We start from the raw sequence: 17013 nt of genomic DNA, 5'->3' as shown, positions 1-17013 counted from the left end.
TGCTGCTCACAAGGGGTTTGGGATGGCGGAGAAGAGCTTCGAGAACATTGTCACCCGGGTCGCTTCCCGCCTCATGCCGGCGGACGCCGCGTCTCATCACTCGGTGATCGAAAGGGTGCTCCAGGACCTCGTCGAGCACTTCGAGGTCGACACCTGCTTTCTTCGCTACAACGACCACGACATCCACGCGACGGTGCTCGTCGCCGAGTGGCCGCCGCGGGAGTTCGTGCCGAGCCCGGATCCCCTGGGCGTGGTGCACTTCCGCGACGCCGACCCGATCTTCGCCATGACCGAGACCATGAAGGAACCGGCGGTCAGCCGTCCGGCGCAGTCGGGTGCCGAATACGCGAACCGGGTGCGCGCGGGTTCGGGAGTGCCTGAGGTCTCGGTCGCGGCGGTGCCGCTGATCTCCGGCAGCGTCACCACGGGCACCCTGGGCTTCATCAAGGCCGGTGATCGTGACTGGAGCGAGGACGAGATCAACACCTTGATGATGATCGCGGCGTTGCTGGCCCAGGTGCAGGCCCGGGTCCGCGCGGAACAGGACCTGCGCGACGCCGCCTATCACGACGACCTCACCGGCCTGGCGAGCCGGCGGGCCCTCCTCGAACACCTCGAGGAGCGGTTGAAGCGGGGGCAGCCGGGACCGGTCGCCGTCCTGTTCCTCGATCTGGACCGCCTCAAGCCGCTCAACGACTTCCTCGGTCACGCGGCCGTCGACGTGTTCCTGTGCCGCACCGCGCAGCGGCTGTCGCGGGTGTGCGATCCGAAGGACATGGTGGCGCGCCTCGGCGGTGACGAATTCGTCATCGTGCTCGACGGGGCGGTGTCGCTCGAGGTGGCCCGGGAACGCGCCGAGGCACTGCGGTGGGCGGTCGGGATGTCGGTGCAGCTGGGCAGCCAGGTCGTCGGTCGCGGCGGCAGCCTCGGTGTCGCCGTAGGCGAGCCCGGACGGATCACTCCGGTGGCGTTGCTCGGGCGCGTCGACGAGGCGATGCTGATGGCCAAGAGCAAGGGCGGCAACAGCGTCGTCGCGTACACCGACGACATGCGGGGTGCGAGCGAACGCCGCAACCTCATCGAGCTGAGCCTGCGGACGTCGATCGACGACGAGCACCTCACCCTCGAATATCAACCCGAGTTCGACCTGCGCGACGGCAGCATTCTCGGTGTCGAGGCCCTGGTGCGGTGGAATCACCCGGTGCTGGGCAAGCTGCAGCCGGCCGAGTTCATCGAGGTGGCCGAGTCGACGAACCTTGCGGGCGAACTAGGGCGCTGGGTGCTGCGGACGGCGTGCGGGCAGCTGGCCGAGTGGCGGCGCCGGATCCCGGGGTTGAACCTGCAGATGAGCGTGAACGTCTCGCCGGTGCAGCTGGTGAGCCTGGACTTCGTGGAGACGGTGGAGAGCACGCTGGAGGAGTTCGGCCTGGGCAGCTCGTGCCTGTGCCTGGAGATCACCGAGTACGTGGTCGTCAGCGATCTGGAGCGCTCCCGCAAGACGCTGCGCCGGCTCGAGCGTCTGGGCGTGTGCTGCGCGATCGACGACTTCGGCACCGGCTACAGCTCGCTCGCCCACCTGAAGTCTCTGCCGGTCCACACACTCAAGATCGACAAGGCGTTCGTGCTCAATCTGCAGCGCAGCGAGAGCGACCGCGTCATCGTCGAATCGATCATGGGGCTGGCCTCTGCGTTCGGGCTGGACGTCGTGGCCGAAGGGCTCGAGTCCGTGGCGGCGGCGATGAAGCTGCTGGAACTCGGGTGTCGACGCGCGCAAGGATTCCTCCTCAGCCGGCCCCAGCCGCCCGAGCAAATCGCCGAGATGCTGCGTCACGGCAGGATCGAACTCCCGTGGAGACTCCCGGCTTCGCTCCCCGAATGAACTGCCAGTCCGTTATTGCCGGGTAAACAATCTCCGAGTATGTTTTAGGGGTCCGAGAGTCGTGCGACTCCGAAATGGGGCGGGCCCTGATGCAAAACCGGGAAACGGCGAGAACCTTCGCTGAGGCGGGAAACGCCGCAGAAGGCTCGTCCGTGGAGCGAAGGGGCGGGGACCGAACAGGAGTGGTCCGGAGCCTGCCCGGGCTGTGTGCTCCGGAAGCCGTGCCGCGGCCGGCCTGGGAACGACGCTATGCGATTCTTGTCTTCTGCATCGACCTCTTGTGCGTGCTGATTGCGGACCTGGCCGTCACCTTCGGCTACCACCGGGGGGAGTTGCCCAGTGGTAAGACGCTCGCGCTCGTGATGGTCGTACCGTTCGCTGCCGTGCTCGCCCTGGCGGTGCAAAAGGCATGGGATGCCAGGGTTCTCGGGGCGGGGGTCGAGGAGTTCCGGCGTGTCGGCCGTGCCTACGTCCTTGCGGTCGCGGTCCTGGCGGGGGCCGGATACGCGTGGGGGACGGCAAGCGGCCAGTCCTGGATCTTCGGTGCCTTGCCCCTGGCCGGCGCTGCAACGCTGGGTGCCCGCCTGCTGTTGCGGCGATTCGTCCGCATGCGCCGCCGCCGGGGACGCCTCGTGCGGTCGGTGCTCGTCGCGGGTGACTCGATCGAGGTGCACGAGCTGCTGGCCCGGGCGGGGGAGCTGCGCGATGCGGGCTGGCAGGTGGACGGGATCTGCCTGCCCGCCAGGACGTCAGGAGTGGTGCTGCCCCTCGCCGTCGACGATGTGCCGGTGCTGGGGACCGAGGACGACATCGTCGGAATCACGCAGCTGCACGGGTTCCAGGCGGTGGCGCTGCTGCCGTCGAGCGGTTGGACGCACTCGAAGACCCGCAGACTCAGCTGGGATCTGGAGCACACGGGCGCCGATCTCCTCATGGCTCCGGTTCTCATGGACCTGGTGGGGCCGCGCCTGCACATGGCACCCCTCGCCGGGCTGCCGTTGCTCCAGCTCAGTGCCCCGCGCTACGCCGGCCCGGCGTGGTTGGTGAAGAACATCTTCGACCGTGTGGCCGCCCTGATGATCGTGGTGCTCCTGGCGCCGTTGCTGCTGGCCATTGCCCTCGCCGTCCGGCTCACGAGCCCGGGTCCCGTGCTCTTCCGGCAGACCCGGGTCGGCAGGGACGGGCGGACGTTCACGATGTTCAAATTCCGCAGCATGGTGGTCGATGCGGAGGATCGTCTCGCGGACCTGACCGACTGCAGCGACGGCAACGGGATCCTGTTCAAGATGCGGGAGGACCCCCGTGTCACGCGGGTCGGCCGCTTCATCCGCCGGTACTCGCTCGACGAGCTGCCGCAGCTGTTCAACGTGGTCACCGGCGACATGTCGCTGGTCGGCCCACGTCCCCCGCTGGAATGCGAGGTGGCCCGGTACGGAGAGGACGGCGCCCGCCGGCGGCTGTTCGTCAAGCCGGGACTGACCGGGTTGTGGCAGGTCAGCGGACGAAGCAATCTGAGCTGGGAGGAGTCGGTGCGCGCCGATCTGCGTTACGTCGAGAACTGGACCTTCGCCCTCGATCTGTCGATTCTGCGCAGGACCCTCCGGGCCGTCCTGCACCGCGACGGCGCCTACTGAGCCCCGCTCGGCCTCACCGATCTCGTTCCGGGACGGTTCACGCCTCGAAGAGCGCCTGCCCCCAATACTCGCCCGGTGCCGGCCCGGGCGGGCACGCGAACACCGCCGACCCGACGTGCTGGATGTACTCGTTGAGCGCGTCGCGCCGTGCCAGTTCGCGCTGCATCGGCACGAACTGCTCGAGAGGGTTGCGGCAGAACGCGATGAAGAACAGGCCCGCGTCCAGGTGGCCGAAGCCGTCGGAGCCGTCGGTGAAGTTGTAGCCCCGGCGCAGGATCTTCAGCCCGCCGAGGTGCTGGGCCGACGCGAGGCGCACGTGTGCGTCGACGGGGACGAACGGCCCGTCCGGCCCCCTGGACTCGAGGTCGAGTTCGTCGAACTCGCCGGTCTTCCCGAGCGGAGCGCCGTCGCGTTTGGTGCGGCCGATCACCTGCTCCTGCTCCTGCAGCACCGCTCGGTCCCACTGCTCGATGAGCATGCGGATCCGCCTCGCCACCAGGTAGGTGCCGCCGGCGAGCCAGGCCTGGTCGTCGCCGGGGCCGACCCACACCGACTCGGTGAGCGCGCCGGGGTCCTCGGCCTTGAGGTTGTTGGTTCCGTCCTTGAATCCGAACAGGTTCCGCGGCGTCTGCTGCGACGTCGAGGTGGACGAGGTGCGGCCGAAGCCGAGCTGCGACCAGCGCACCGACGCGGTGCCGAACGCGACCCGTGCCAGGTTGCGGATGGCGTGCACCGCCACCTGGGGATCGTTGGCGCACGCCTGGATGGCGATGTCGCCGCCGCTGCGGGCCGGATCGAGGTTGTCGGCGGGAAAGTGCGGAAGTTCCTCGAGTGCAGACGGTCTGCGGTCGGCGAGACCGAACCGGCCGTCGAACAGCGACGGGCCGAACCCGATGGTCAGGGTCAGCTGGGAGGCGTCGAGGTCCAGGGCCTCGCCGGTGTCGGTGGGCGGACGGTAGGGGCCCTCGCCGGTGGCGCCGTCCTCGGTGGCCTCGAGCCCGGCGGTCATCCGCTCGGCCATCTCGGTCCACGTCTTCAGCAGCGCGACGAGTTCGTCCCGGTCGTCGGTGGTGACGTCGAACGCCACGAAGTGCATGCGGTCCTGGGCGGGGGTGACGATCCCGGCCTGGTGTTCGCCCCGGAACGGGACGGCGCCGGCGTGGCCGGTGTCCGCGCCGGGTGCGGTGACCCGGCCGACCACCGCGCCCGCTCCGGCGAGCGCGGCGCCGGCACCGACCGCACCGAACAGGCGGCGACGGGAGATGCCCCCGCGGGAGGCGGGGGCCGCGGCGGTGTCCGGGGTCCCGCTCATGCGCCCGCAGCCCCCGCGACGACACCCTGCACCTTGCTCACCTCGGCCGAGAGTGCGTCGATCAGGCGCGAGAGTTCCTGCCGCTGCGGCTCGGTCACGGTGTCGTAGGAGACGAAGCCGTCGCCCTGCCGGTACCGGGCGAGCGCGGCGTCGAGGTCGGCGAACCGGGCGTCGATGGCTTGCGCCAGCTCGGGATCGTTCGCGTCGAGGATCGGGCGCAGCGCGGCGACCGCGGCCTGCGAGCCGTCCACGTTGCCCTGGAAGTCCCACAGGTCGGTGTGGGAGAAGATGTCCTCCTCACCCGTGATCTTCGAGGTGGCGATCTCGTCGAGCAGGCCCTGCGCGTTGCCGGCGATCTTGGTCGGGTCGACCGTGTAGTCGGCGGCGTTCACCAGGTCGGCCAGCTCCTGGACGTCGACCGCGAGCTGATCGGCGATCGCGCCCGTGTCGGGCTGGGCGCCCTGCACCCACAGGTCCTTCTCGAGCCGGTGGAATCCGGTCCAGGCCTGGCCGGGCTCGAGATCCGCCTCGCGCAGGTCGATCCGCGGGTCGAGGTCGCCGAAGCTCTCCGCCTCCGGCTCGATGCGTTCGAAGTAGGTGCGGCTGACGGGGAACAGCCGCTTGGCTTCGTCGACGTCGCCGGCCTTCACGGCGGCGACGAACTCGCCCGTGGCGGTGACGAGGGCTTCGGTCTGGCTGCGGATGTACCGGCGGTAGCCGTCGCCCGCCTCGGCGAGCTTGCCGTCGGCGTCGGTGGCGGCCTGGGAATCGCCCGTGACCACGAACTCCTGACGGATCCCGTCGCCGACCATGCCGGGGCGGCAGGACAGCTCGTAGGTGCCGGCCTCGGGCAGGTTCACGATCAGCTGCCGGGTGAGTCCGGGGCCGATGTTCTCGATCTCGCCCATCACCCGGTCGCCGTCCGCGAACACGTAGAACTCGGTGACCTTGGTGCCGTTGTTGGTGATGCTGAACGTCGAGTGCCCGGTCGCGCCGTCCGCCGCCGCCACGTCGCAGGCGGTGTCGGTGGCGGTGACCGCGATCGTGTCGTCGCCGGCGGTCGACTTCTCGGTGCAGCCCGCCAGGGCGAGGGGCAGGGCCGCTGCCGCCGCGAGGGCGTACGTGGATCGACGCATGGATCGGTGCCTTTCGAACAGGGAGGGGCGGGGTCAGACGGCGACGGCCGGTTCGGGTGTGCGGGCCGGCGCGACGGGACGCAGGAACAGGTACAGGACGACGACGAGATAGCTCACCCACGCGACGGCCTGGAGGACGGTGGGGTCCGGACGGAGGTTGAAGATCCCGGCCAGCACGGTGCCGTACCAGCTGCCGGCGTCGTAGTGGGCCGAGACGTCGAAGGCGAGGTTCGAGCCCCCGGGCAGGACGCCGCCGGTCTGGAGGGCGCGCAGGCCGTAGGCGAGAATCCCGGCCGCGACCACGATCAGGAAGGCGCCGGTGTACCTGAAGAAGCGGGCCATGTCGATCCGGATCGCCCCGAGGTACATCAGTACCGTGAGCCCGGCGGCCACGCCGATGCCGAGGAGCAGGCCGAGGAGCGGCCAGGCGCTGCCGGCGGTGTTCTCCGCGTACCCGACCATGAGCAGTGCGGTCTCGAGGCCCTCACGGCCGACCGCGAAGAACGACAGGGTGAGCACCGCCGCCGGTCCCGCGAGCAGTGCCTTCTCCATTCCGGAGCGCAGGTCCCCGGAGATCGACCGCGACGCCTTGCGCATCCACAGCACCATGGCGGTCACGATCACGACCGCAGCGAGCGACGCCAGACCCGCGGCCACCTCGGCGGCGAGGCCGGTGAGGGTGGTGGTGCCGAAGTGGATGATCCCGAATGTCGCGGCGACCATGGCGACGGCGGTGCCGACGCCGAGCCATACCCACCTCAGGGCGTCGCGGCGCTGGGCCTTGACGAGGAAGGCGACCAGGATCATCACGACGATGCCCGCTTCGAGGCCCTCACGGAGCCCGATGAGGCCGGAGCCGAACAGCTGGGTGGCGATCGACGGGGCCCCGGAGCTCGCGGCGAGTGCGGACATGGGCATGACTCCAACGGTTAGGTGAGGCGAACCTCTCTTAGGTGATGCAAGCCGAAAACATACACCCGGTCGGGACCCCGTCAACAGGGACCTTGGTCTCTTTACCTGCGCTTTGCCAGGGGTATGGATGATGGGAACCATGCCCCCTGCCGCCTCGCGCCGACGCTCACCCTGGCCGCGCGCCGTGTTCGGCGCCGTCGCCGCGGTGATCCTCGTGGTCGTCGGCATTGCCGTCTGGAGCCCGCGTGAGCCGCGCATCCCGATCCCCGACGGCGTCCCGCCCGCCCCCGGAACCGCGGTCCCGGCGATCGACGTCGACGCCCCCGGCCGCACCGCCGACCAGTTGCGGGACTGGGCGGCACCGCAGGCCGAGGCGCTCGGCATCCCCCGCACAGCGCTCGAGGCCTACGGTCACGCCGCAGCCGTGCTCGCCGCCTCGCGCCCCGACTGCGGGCTCGCATGGACGACGCTCGCCGGCATCGGGAGCGTGGAGAGCCGGCACGGCCGGTACAACGGCGCGAGCATCGCCCCCGACGGACGCGTCGACCCGCCCATCCGCGGCGTGCCCCTCGACGGTGGTCCCGGGCTGGCCGAGATCCGGGACACCGACGGCGGCCGGCTCGACGGCGACCCCGTTCTCGACCGGGCGGTGGGGCCCATGCAGTTCATCCCCGAGACCTGGTTCCGCTGGGGCGTGGACGCGAACGGCGACGGCGTCGCCGACCCCGACAACATCGACGACGCGGCCCTGACCGCCGGCCGCTACCTGTGCGACCGGGGCGGCGACCTCACCACCGCCGAAGGCTGGACGCGGGCGCTCACGGCCTACAACCTCTCGGGCGAATACCTCGCGCTGGTGCGCGACCGCGCCGCCGCGTATGGGGTGGGCCGTCGGCCCTGACGCGGCTGCCCGATCCGTCCGCCTCCCAGCCGGGCGAGCGGCCGGTGGCCGCCACCGCGGGGCGCGCCGTGCTTCGGGCGCAGGTCGGGGCGGTTAGGCTGTTCCCAGCGTGCAGACCCCGCAGCGTGAAGTCCATCGAAGGAGAATCAGCCAGTGGCCATCATTGAGCAGGTAGGAGCCCGCGAGATCCTCGATTCGCGTGGTAACCCCACGGTCGAGGTCGAGGTGCTGCTCGACGACGGAAGTTTCGCCCGCGCTGCGGTGCCCTCCGGTGCGTCCACCGGTGAGCATGAGGCCGTCGAGCTGCGCGACGGTGGCGAGCGCTACCTGGGCAAGGGCGTCGAGCAGGCCGTCGAGGGCGTCCTCGGCGAGATCGCCCCGGCCATCATCGGCCTCGACGCGACCGAACAGCGCACCGTCGACCAGGCCCTCCTCGACACCGACGGCACCCCCGACAAGGGCCGGCTCGGCGCCAACGCCCTGCTCGGCGCGTCCCTCGCCGTCGCCAAGGCCGCGGCCGAGTCCTCGGGACTCGAGCTGTTCCGCTACCTCGGCGGCCCGAACGCCCACATCCTGCCCGTGCCGATGATGAACATCCTCAACGGCGGCGCCCACGCCGACACCGGCGTCGACGTGCAGGAGTTCATGGTCGCCCCGATCGGCGCCCCCACCTTCAAGGAGTCCCTGCGCTGGGGCGCCGAGGTGTACCACGCCCTCAAGTCCGTGCTCAAGAGCCGCGGCCTGGCCACCGGCCTCGGTGACGAGGGCGGCTTCGCGCCCGACGTCGCCGGCACCAAGGAGGCCCTCGACCTCATCAGCGAGGCCGTCGCCAAGACCGGTCTGAAGCTCGGCACCGACGTCGCGCTCGCGCTCGACGTCGCCGCCACCGAGTTCTACACCGAGGGCACCGGCTACAAGTTCGAGGGCAAGGACCGCACCGCGGACGAGCTGGCCGACTTCTACAACGAGCTGCTCTCGGCGTACCCGCTCGTGTCCATCGAGGACCCGCTGAGCGAGGACGACTGGGACGGCTGGGTCGCGCTGACCGACAAGATCGGCAACAAGGTGCAGCTCGTCGGCGACGACCTGTTCGTCACCAACCCCGAGCGCCTCGAGGAAGGCATCGTCAAGGGCGCCGCCAACGCGCTGCTGGTGAAGGTCAACCAGATCGGCACCCTCACCGAGACCCTCGACGCCGTCGACCTCGCGCACCGCAACGGCTACAAGTCGATGATGAGCCACCGCTCCGGCGAGACCGAGGACACCACCATCGCCGACCTCGCCGTCGCCGTGGGCAGCGGCCAGATCAAGACCGGTGCCCCGGCCCGCTCCGAGCGCGTCGCCAAGTACAACCAGCTGCTGCGCATCGAGGAGTCGCTCGGCGACGCCGCCCGGTACGCCGGCGAACTGGCGTTCCCGCGTTTCAACATCGAGGGCTGAGCGCACCCGCATGAGCCAGCGCGGTAGGTCCCGGCCCGGTGCCCGGCGCACCCGCACCGAGGGTGCGCCGGGCGTCCGGCGGCCCGGGCGGGCCCGCCCGGCCGGACCTACCGCCTCGACGGAACCGCCCGCCGACGCCCCCGGTGCCCGCACCGGTGGCGCATCGGGGCGGGCCCGGCCCACCCGCGTCGGAACGCCGCGCGAATCCCGGCCCGCCCGTGCCGAGCGCTCCTTCTTCGGCCTGTCCACCGGCCGCGCCGTCGTCCTCGCCCTCGTGGTGTGCGGGCTCGCCCTGACCCTCGCGGTTCCGTTGCGCACGTACGTCAGCCAGCGCTCCGAGGCCGAGCGGGTCGCCGCGGAACGGGCGCAGCTCGAACAGGAGATCGCGGCGCTCCGCGAACAGAAGGCACAGATCGAGGACCCGGCGTGGATCCGCGCCCAGGCCCGCGAACGGCTGCGGTTCGTCATGCCCAACGAAACTCCCTACCAGGTGCAGCTGCCCGGCGACTACCAGGAACCGGTCACCGAGCAGACCGAGGAACTGCCCTCCACCGGCGCCTGGTACAGCGACCTGTGGCAGTCGGTGTCCGTTCCCGCGCCAGAACCCGAACCCGCCCCGGTGCCGCGGCAGATGCCGGTGGCGCCCCCAGAACCAGGAGAACCGACCGGGTGACCGATCCCGTCGCACAGGAAGACCTCGACGCCGTCGCCGCCCAGCTCGGGCGGGCCCCGCGTGGCGTCCTCGCCATCGCCTACCGCTGCCCGGACGGAGCCCCCGGCGTCGTGAAGACCGCGCCCAAACTCCCCGACGGCACGCCGTTCCCGACGCTGTACTACCTCACCGATCCGCGGCTCACCGCCGAGGCCAGCCGGCAGGAGTCCGGCGGGGTCATGAAGGAGATGACCGAGCGGCTCGCCGCCGACCCCGACCGTGCGGCCGCGTACCGGCGGGCCCACGAGTCCTACCTCGCCGAACGCGACGCCATCGAATCGCTCGGCACCGACTTCAGCGGCGGCGGCATGCCCGACCGCGTCAAGTGCCTGCACGTGCTCATCGCGCACTCCCTCGCCAAGGGGCCGGGCGTGAACCCCTTCGGCGACGAGGCCGTCGCCCTCGCCGCCGACGCCGGCCTGCGCGGCACCGCCGTCCCCGCCGACTGGCCCACCTACGCCGAGCTGCGCGGGGAGACCGAGTGACGGCCGTCGGCGCCGGCCGCGTCGCGGCGATCGACTGCGGCACCAACTCCATCCGCCTGCTCATCGCAGACCTCGGCGACGACGGCCGGCTCACCGACGTCACGCGGCTGATGCGCATCGTCCGGCTCGGGCAGGGCGTCGACGCCACCGGCCGGCTCGCCCCCGAGGCGATCGAACGCACCCGCGTCGCCCTCGTCGAATACGCCGGCCTCATCCGGGAGACCGGCGCGCAGGCGGTGCGGATGGTCGCGACCTCCGCCACCCGCGACGCCGCCAACCGGGACGACTTCTTCGCGATGACCCGCGAGGTCCTCGGTGCGGTGATCCCCGGTGCCGAGGCCGAGGTCATCACCGGCGACGAGGAGGCGCGGCTGTCCTTCACCGGCGCCGTCGGCGAACTCGACCCCACCCGGGGGCCGTTCGTCGTCGTGGACCTCGGCGGCGGCTCCACCGAGGTGGTGCTCGGCGACGCCGACGGTGTACATGCCGCCTACTCCACCGACATCGGCTGCGTGCGGCTCACCGAGCGGTGCCTGCACGACGACCCACCCACGGCCGAACAGATCGCGGCGGCCCGAGAGTTCGCGGGGGAGAAGATCGCCGAGGCGCTCGCACACGTGCCGGTCGAGCAGGCCCGCACCTGGGTCGGCGTCGCCGGCACCATGACCACGATTGCGGCCCTCGCGAACGACCTCGCGGAGTACGACCCCGAGCGCGTGCACCTGTCCACCGTCGGTTTCGACCGGCTGCGCGAGGTGTGCGACGGCCTGCTCGCCGCCACGCACGACGAGCGCGCGGCGCTCGGCCCGATGCACCCCGGACGGGTCGACGTCATCGGCGGCGGGGCCATCGTCACGACCGTGCTGGCCGACGAACTCGGTCGTCGCGCGGGCATCGGCGAGCTCGTCGTCAGCGAGCACGACATCCTCGACGGGATCGCGCTGTCGATCGCGTAGGTCGCCGTGGTGTCCTTCCGGACCTGCCCGGGTCCGGAAGGACACCACGCACTACCCTCTTCTTGCGCCCCCATAGCCCAATTGGCAGAGGCAGCGGACTTAAAATCCGCCAAGTGTCGGTTCGAGTCCGACTGGGGGCACTCGATCTGTACTATTCGGCGACCAATTCGCGGCCGTAGTAAATGACCCGCACCACCGGGTGCGTCGTCGGGTGAACAGCAAGAGGTGCCCAGCATCGACGGCGGTGATCCCTTCAGATCTCCGCTTCTTCGATCTCCCCGGGGCGCCAGGACTTGTCGAAGAACGGTTGCAGCGGGCTGTAGGAGACGCAGGCACACACACCATCCCCTGCCCGGCGTCGTCTGGATCCAGTTGCCATCGGGTACGCCGTCGGGGAGTTCGGGCGCGAAGTGCACCGTCGTCGACCCGTCGGGATCGGCGGTCGCAGCCAGGCGAGGGTAGCCCTGGCTGCCGACTTTCGAGAATCGTTGCGGTGTGTCGAGCATGGACCGGGTCTGGTTGTCCCACGCGGTCAGGGACCAGAACCTGGCGGCCGGGATTCCAGGGGGAAGCGACACCGTGTAATGCCTGCCGCCGTCGAGGGTTCGGCCTCCTTTGTCCGCGGCCGCGACGAGGTACTGCGAACCGAGGTTCGTGATCCGCATGCACATCGCCGGGCTGATTCCCCAGGCGAGGTAGAAGAACTGGGTGCGAAGATGAAGCTTCCGTGCGCCGTCGGACGGGTACGGCCCGATTCCCGTGTCGGAAACCTCCGCGGGCGGGGTCATGAAGTCGTAACCGCCCGCGAGCAGGCCGTTGACCCATTGCGACGCCTCCCCGTAGTAGTGGACCCCGTCTTCTGTGCGCGGGCGGAAGGTGAGGGTGCGTGCGATCGCATTGCCCACGGCGGCTGCCTCGGTCAGGATCTCCCGCATCCGCGCGTCCGGCTCGAAGGCCTTGCCCTTGACGATCCCGATCGCGGCGAGTTCGCCGGCAATCTCGGCATCGAGTGCCTCGGCGGGCTGGTCGCTCACCAGGTCACTCGCGAACTGGTAGAACGAACTGTCGTTGGGATTGACGGTGTTCATGGGGAGACCGGTTCCCTCGACGAACCGTGGAGCAGGTGGCTTCTCGATCCGGGGAGCCCAGGTCTCTGCAGTCCAGGGGAGCGCGGAGCCGGACCGCCGGTCACGATGGTTCCGATGCTCGTGCCGTACCCTCCCGGCGTGTAAGGGTAGATTCGCATCGTCTCCTTGATCCGCTCGACCCCCGGCTTCGGGTCGTCGTTCTCGAGGAACGCCCGTCCCCACACGAAGACCCGGGTCGTCCTGCAGCGGCTGACGAAGAACCCACCCTCCGGAAGCGGACCCTCGTAGCCCGGCGGCAGCAACAGGTACCGCCCGCCGGCGCCGCGGTCCGGGCCGCCCATGCCGGAGTCGGTCACCCACCGTGCCCACATGTCGTTCATGAATGTGAGTGTGAGCGGCGGACTCTCGACCACCAGTGGACCGCCGGTCAGGTCCGCGAACGTGGAGAAGTAGAGAGAGAGTCGGAACTTCCCCCGAGCAGGATCGTCCTGGAGTCCAGCATCCCCGACCACACGACGACGTCGTTGTCCCGGATACCCGCCTCGAGATACCCCTTGCGCATCGCCCAGGTGTTGACTCCGGGAAGTGCATTCAGGAACGCATTGACGGCATGCAGGTAGTCGAGATGGTCGTAGATCCGTTTCGTGGTCTCCTCGGTCGGCCTGCCGAGCGGGAACTCCAGTTTGCCGAAGGCTGTCTCAACTTCCACGGGTGTCGAGATCGAATTCAGAACCTGCTCCGAAGGCCGCGCGGTTTCGTCCATGATGTCGGTCCTCGCTCGGAATCAGTGGACTCGCAGGATGAGCCCCGGATGCGCTGCCCAGTCGTCGGCCGCCGATCGAGTAGCTCCCTTCACCTGCAAGGGATGAGGAGCGCGGGCCCCGCCTTCTCCCAGCCCCTTCCTCGGTCGGGAAGCGTCCGCGGGTGCGTGCGTGCCCACGCGGCCGCCTCGTCCTGGGTCGCGAACGGCTGCTCGTCGACGACGGCGCCGTCCTTGTGCCCGATCCGGAAGTGCTTCCAGTGGGCATCGTCCCAGACAAAGGCCCTGGTCGCGGCGCATTCGTCCAATTCCGCAGCGCCGAGGCTCGTGCTGACGTGGGCGAAGCGTCCGGAGGGCCGAATCCACCGCCCGAGCAGCCCGGTCCGCTGCGGTCAGGTCCGCTCGGAGTTCTCCCGCTTCTCCCAGCCGGCGTCGACCTGCTCCTCCAGGGTCCATCCCGGGGTTCCCGACCGCGGATGCGTGTGCGCCCACGCCAGGGCCTCGTCCTCGGTCTCGAACGGCTGCTGGTCGACGACGGACCCGTCTTCGTTGACTATCCGAAAGTGCTTCATATCCAAAATCGTTGCAGGCCCTCGCCCCGATCGGGCCGCATTCGGCCGAACCCGGTCGCGCGAACATCGCGTGAAAGCGCTCCCTTCGCGCAGGCCCCGGCGGGAGAATGAGGAGACACAGCCGGGTTCCCGAGGAGGCGGAGCCATGGACTACGCCGAATACCGCCGGTTCGACGCCGTGGGACTTGCCGGGCTCGTCGCGAGCGGGCAGGTCGACGCGGGGGAGCTGCTCGCGGCGGCGCTGAGCCGACTCGACACTGTGGAGCCGACTCTGAACACGGTGGTGTACCGGCTCGACGAGCGTGCCCGTGCCCGGACCCGCGAACCGCTCACCGGTCCGTTCGCCGGGGTGCCGTTCCTGGTCAAGGACCTGTTGCAGGACGTCGCCGGGACGCCCACCGGAAGTGGCAGCCGCGCCCTTGCGTCACTGCCCGCCGAGCGCAACGCGCTGGTCGTGGACCGGTGGCTCGGGGCGGGACTGGTGATCTTCGGGAAGACCAACACACCCGAGTTCGGAGCGAAGGGCATCACCGAGCCGGAGGTCAACGGTCCCACCCGTAATCCGTGGAATCCCGCGCACACCCCGGGCGGATCCTCCGGGGGTTCGGCCGCCGCGGTGGCAGCGGGGGTGGTGCCGGCGGCGGGTGCGAACGACGGCGGCGGTTCGATCCGTATCCCGGCGGCGTGCTGCGGGCTGGTCGGCCTGAAACCGGGACGTGGCGTGGTTCCGAGTGGTCCCGCGTTCGGTGAACTCCTGCACGGAGCCGTCACCCACGGGGTGGTGACTCGCACGGTCCGGGACACGGCGGCGATGCTGGACGTGCTCGCCGGTCCGGACCCGGCGGGGCCGTATCTGGTTGCCATGCCCGAGTATTCGTACTCCTCTGCGGCGTCGGTAGAACCCCGCAGGCTCCGCATCGGATTCGCGACGGAATCGCCGCTCGGTACGCCGGTGGATCCGGAGGCCGTCGCGGCCGTCGCCGATGCGGCGAGCCTGCTCGGCGAACTCGGGCACCACGTGGAACCGGCGGCCACCGGAGTCGACGAACGTCGCCTCGCAGTGGATTTCCTGACGATGTGGTTCGCGGGGGTGGCCGTCGAGATCCGGCGGGCCCGTCGGCTCACCGGGTGTGGTCCCGAGGGATTCGAGATGGACACCCGCCTTCTCGCCGCCCTCGGGGACTCGGTGCGGCCGTCCGAGTACCTCGCCTCGCTCGAGCGGTGGAACGGATACGCCCGCCGGTTGGCGGCCTTCCATGAGACGTACGACTTGTTGCTGACTCCAACGCTCGCGTTCCCGCCGGCGCGGATCGGTGAGTTGACCACCCCCCGCGTCGTCCGCGCCGCCGGTCGCATCCTCCTCGCGGCACATCTGGGAGGGGTCGTCCGCCGGGTGGGCGTCATGGACCGCATCGTGGACGAGAACCTCGGTCGGACGCCCTACACCCAGTTGGCGAATCTGACCGGAAGGCCGGCGATTTCGTTGCCGCTGCACTGGACGACGACGGGCTTGCCGCTCGGGGTGCAGTTCGTGGCGCCCCTGGGCGAGGAGGGTTTGCTGCTGTCCCTGGCGGCCGAACTCGAACGGGCGCGACCGTGGTTCGACCGGCAACCGCCGTTGTCGGCGGCGGCTGCCTGACGGAGTGTCTGCCACGCGTCAGGGCAGCGGCGCGCCCGCCGTCAGCAACAGCACGGCCCCCACCGCGACGACGACCGCGATCATCACGACGATCGCGGCCGTGCCACGAGGCTCTTCGGGGTCTCCGAAGAACGGCTCTTCCTTGTTCCACTTCCACGGCCGGCGCACCCCTACATGAAACCGGGTGACCGGTATGTCCGCAATGTGACGCCCCGTGCACCGGCTCGGTCATGGCGACAAGCGTCGCCGCTCGGGTCGAGATCAGTTCTTCGTCGCCTCGACCACCCGCTCCGCCACCTCACGCGACGACGCCGGGTTCTGCCCGGTGTAGAGGCGGCGGTCGACCACGACGTGCGGTTGCCACGCCGGTCCCGCGGAGAACCGGGCGCCGCTCTCGCGGAGGCGATCCTCGAGCAGCCACGGCGCCTTCTCGGCCAGCCCGGCCTGCGTCTCCTCCTCGTTCGTGAAGCCGGTCATCCGGTACCCGTCGAAGAGCCAGCCGCCGTCGGCGCGTCGGGCCGGCAGCAGTGCGGCGGGGGCGTGGCATACGACGGAGACGAGCTTGTCGGCGTCCAGGAAGTTCCCGAGCAGCCGGCCGAACGGTTCGGACACGGCAAGGTCCTCCATCGGGCCGTGCCCACCCGGGACGAACACGAGGTCGTAGTCCTCGGCGCGCACGTCCTCGAGCACGGTGGGGGAGTCGAGGACCGGCTTCAGGTCGGTGAGGGCCTGCCGCAGTTCGTCGCTGCGCTCCTCGCCTCCGGCGGCGTCGGGCGCGAGACTGGCTTCGTCCACGACCGGGGTGCGGCCACCCGGTGTGGCGAACGTGATGTCGAATCCGGCGTCGGTGAACACCCGGTACGGCTCGATCAGCTCCTCGGCCCAGAACCCCGTGGGGTGTTGCGTCCCGTCGGCCAGCGTCCAGTGATCGGCTCCGGTGACGACGAACAGCACCTTGGTCATGATTGAAGTCCTTCCGGTCGGGAAAGGATCGTGGGCGACCCTCGGACTGCGTTCCCGTTCCCGGCCGATTCCAATCGTCGACCGAACGGCGTCCGGAATGACGAACGCCCCGGCGCGGGGCCGGGGCGTTCGCGTGGCCGGGTCTTCCCCACCGGCCGCCGTCCACTGTACGCCCTCCGGACGGCGGCCCTGTCGCACGGGCCTCCAGGGCAGAGACCGCCGGGATCGTCTGGCGGGCTTGTCATCCCGCAATCCGGTCCGGCAGTGAGGCGGGTCAGGCCCGGGCGGAGAAGATGCCGTGGTAGTCGTACGGACCGCTCGGCGGCTGCGAGGTCGCGACGGGCTCGGTGTTCCCCTCGTCGCCGGGAGTGGTGGGTTCGACGAAGAGCGGCGTCTGGAACTCGGTTTCGTTGTGCATGATGTCCTTTCGGGTCGGCGAGCCGGGTCGGGGCGGCGGAGCCGCAGCTGTGGTACCCCGACGCTGCCGCCGCTACACCCGTACCCGGTATGCGGGTACGACGGTCACGGGACAGGGCTCGGTTGGTGGTGCTCGACCGAAATCACGCTGTACTCGCCCGATCGGAAGCGATCGACCGAGACGTGTCGTCGATGCCGTCACCCTAC

General features: G+C 70.2%; 17 protein-coding genes, 1 tRNA gene and 1 pseudogene. 9 read left to right on the top strand and 10 right to left on the bottom strand.

All coding sequences use genetic code 11. The features are described from left to right. Positions 1 to 22 precede the first annotated feature (22 nt). On the top strand, positions 23 to 1879 hold the full coding sequence (locus tag ACWPOB_RS11720; RefSeq protein ID WP_455400907.1) for a putative bifunctional diguanylate cyclase/phosphodiesterase: 1857 nt from the start codon (positions 23 to 25) through the stop codon (positions 1877 to 1879). Between the two features lie 74 nt (positions 1880 to 1953). Next, positions 1954 to 3513: a sugar transferase gene (locus ACWPOB_RS11715; RefSeq protein WP_455400906.1), complete on the top strand. Its 1560-nt coding sequence runs from the start codon at positions 1954 to 1956 to the stop codon at positions 3511 to 3513. 37 nt (positions 3514 to 3550) lie between these two features. Here the strand turns inward: ACWPOB_RS11715 and efeB are convergent, their stop codons facing one another. The 3 genes from efeB to efeU are packed head-to-tail and all read right to left on the bottom strand — an operon-like array spanning position 3551 to position 6873. Further along, positions 3551 to 4825, bottom strand: coding sequence for an iron uptake transporter deferrochelatase/peroxidase subunit (efeB, locus tag ACWPOB_RS11710; protein ID WP_455400905.1), 1275 nt, complete (start codon positions 4823 to 4825; stop codon positions 3551 to 3553). Beyond that, positions 4822 to 5961, bottom strand: a complete 1140-nt coding sequence (efeO, locus tag ACWPOB_RS11705) for an iron uptake system protein EfeO (RefSeq protein ID WP_455400904.1) — start codon at positions 5959 to 5961, stop codon at positions 4822 to 4824. The genes efeB and efeO overlap by 4 nt, the downstream gene beginning before the upstream one ends. A 33-nt stretch (positions 5962 to 5994) precedes the next feature. Then, on the bottom strand, positions 5995 to 6873 hold the full coding sequence (gene efeU, locus ACWPOB_RS11700; protein ID WP_455400986.1) for an iron uptake transporter permease EfeU: 879 nt from the start codon (positions 6871 to 6873) through the stop codon (positions 5995 to 5997). Positions 6874 to 7012: 139 nt separating this feature from the next. Between efeU and ACWPOB_RS11695 the strand changes: the two genes are divergently transcribed. The 6 genes from ACWPOB_RS11695 to ACWPOB_RS11670 all read left to right on the top strand — a co-directional run bounded on the left by ACWPOB_RS11695 (position 7013) and on the right by ACWPOB_RS11670 (position 11507). After that, complete coding sequence (locus ACWPOB_RS11695; RefSeq protein ID WP_455400903.1) at positions 7013 to 7774, top strand: lytic transglycosylase domain-containing protein; 762 nt, start codon at positions 7013 to 7015, stop codon at positions 7772 to 7774. Positions 7775 to 7927: 153 nt separating this feature from the next. Continuing rightward, positions 7928 to 9214 (top strand): phosphopyruvate hydratase, encoded by a 1287-nt coding sequence (gene eno, locus ACWPOB_RS11690; protein ID WP_455400902.1) that lies wholly within the window; start codon positions 7928 to 7930, stop codon positions 9212 to 9214. Positions 9215 to 9224: 10 nt separating this feature from the next. Next, complete coding sequence (locus tag ACWPOB_RS11685) at positions 9225 to 9887, top strand: FtsB family cell division protein (RefSeq protein WP_455400901.1); 663 nt, start codon at positions 9225 to 9227, stop codon at positions 9885 to 9887. Continuing rightward, a complete protein-coding gene (locus tag ACWPOB_RS11680) occupies positions 9884 to 10411 on the top strand; it encodes a DUF501 domain-containing protein (RefSeq protein WP_455400900.1) in 528 nt (175 codons plus the stop codon). The genes ACWPOB_RS11685 and ACWPOB_RS11680 overlap by 4 nt, the downstream gene beginning before the upstream one ends. Beyond that, on the top strand, positions 10408 to 11367 hold the full coding sequence (locus ACWPOB_RS11675; protein WP_455400899.1) for a Ppx/GppA phosphatase family protein: 960 nt from the start codon (positions 10408 to 10410) through the stop codon (positions 11365 to 11367). The genes ACWPOB_RS11680 and ACWPOB_RS11675 overlap by 4 nt, the downstream gene beginning before the upstream one ends. Before the next feature lie 66 nt (positions 11368 to 11433). Beyond that, a tRNA-Leu gene (locus ACWPOB_RS11670) sits at positions 11434 to 11507 on the top strand. A gap of 231 nt (positions 11508 to 11738) precedes the next feature. Here the strand turns inward: ACWPOB_RS11670 and ACWPOB_RS11665 are convergent. The 4 genes and pseudogenes from ACWPOB_RS11665 to ACWPOB_RS11650 all read right to left on the bottom strand — a co-directional run. Then, positions 11739 to 12032: pseudogene (locus ACWPOB_RS11665) on the bottom strand (DUF1214 domain-containing protein); the annotation flags it as partial. Between the two features lie 419 nt (positions 12033 to 12451). Further along, entirely contained in the window at positions 12452 to 12868 is a 417-nt protein-coding gene (locus ACWPOB_RS11660; RefSeq protein WP_455400898.1) for a DUF1254 domain-containing protein, read from the bottom strand. A gap of 14 nt (positions 12869 to 12882) precedes the next feature. Further along, positions 12883 to 13218, bottom strand: a complete 336-nt coding sequence (locus ACWPOB_RS11655; protein WP_455400897.1) for a hypothetical protein — start codon at positions 13216 to 13218, stop codon at positions 12883 to 12885. A gap of 389 nt (positions 13219 to 13607) precedes the next feature. After that, positions 13608 to 13787, bottom strand: coding sequence for a hypothetical protein (locus ACWPOB_RS11650; protein WP_100056381.1), 180 nt, complete (start codon positions 13785 to 13787; stop codon positions 13608 to 13610). A gap of 145 nt (positions 13788 to 13932) precedes the next feature. On the opposite strand from ACWPOB_RS11650, the gene ACWPOB_RS11645 reads away from it, so the two are divergent. Then, positions 13933 to 15426 (top strand): amidase, encoded by a 1494-nt coding sequence (locus tag ACWPOB_RS11645; protein ID WP_455400896.1) that lies wholly within the window; start codon positions 13933 to 13935, stop codon positions 15424 to 15426. 18 nt (positions 15427 to 15444) lie between these two features. On the opposite strand, the gene ACWPOB_RS11640 is transcribed toward ACWPOB_RS11645, so the two are convergent. The 3 genes from ACWPOB_RS11640 to ACWPOB_RS11630 all read right to left on the bottom strand — a co-directional run bounded on the left by ACWPOB_RS11640 (position 15445) and on the right by ACWPOB_RS11630 (position 16807). Beyond that, on the bottom strand, positions 15445 to 15594 hold the full coding sequence (locus ACWPOB_RS11640; RefSeq protein ID WP_165036986.1) for a hypothetical protein: 150 nt from the start codon (positions 15592 to 15594) through the stop codon (positions 15445 to 15447). 93 nt (positions 15595 to 15687) lie between these two features. Next, positions 15688 to 16389 carry a type 1 glutamine amidotransferase domain-containing protein gene (locus ACWPOB_RS11635; protein ID WP_455400895.1) on the bottom strand — a complete coding sequence of 234 codons (702 nt, stop codon included), beginning with the start codon at positions 16387 to 16389 and terminating at the stop codon, positions 15688 to 15690. 274 nt (positions 16390 to 16663) lie between these two features. Next, on the bottom strand, positions 16664 to 16807 hold the full coding sequence (locus ACWPOB_RS11630; RefSeq protein WP_006935784.1) for a hypothetical protein: 144 nt from the start codon (positions 16805 to 16807) through the stop codon (positions 16664 to 16666). Between the last annotated feature and the right edge of the window lie 206 nt (positions 16808 to 17013).

The sequence above is a fragment of the Rhodococcus sp. 2H158 genome (assembly GCF_053764755.1).
This window is presented reverse-complemented; position numbering and strand designations above follow the sequence as displayed.